The organism is Pseudoalteromonas sp. P1-9 (assembly GCF_001399975.1).
Classification (GTDB): Bacteria; Pseudomonadota; Gammaproteobacteria; order Enterobacterales; family Alteromonadaceae; genus Pseudoalteromonas.
The window spans coordinates 1-218 of record NZ_LKBD01000197.1; the positions used below are offsets into that span (position 1 = coordinate 1).

Consider the following 218-nt stretch of genomic DNA (forward strand, 5'->3'; position numbering starts at 1 on the left):
TTTATTACAGGTCAACGAAGTAATATGAAACGTCAGCCAATATCATCTTGGGATAGAGCGATGTTATCAAAGCGTTTCATCATTGAAACGGTTTTCGACCAGCTGAAAAATATGGCTCAAATAGACCATACAAGGCACCGCAGCTGCATCTCATTTATGGTTAATTTAATGGCTGGATTAATTGCCTATACCTTTCAGACTAAAAAGCCGAGTATAAA

General features: G+C 37.6%; 1 protein-coding gene. It reads left to right on the forward strand.

The genetic code is table 11. The annotated features are described in order from the left end of the window. Positions 1 to 24 precede the first annotated feature (24 nt). Positions 25 to 218: transposase (locus tag AN214_RS22390; protein ID WP_408003002.1), on the forward strand; the 194-nt coding region annotated here is incomplete at its 3' end.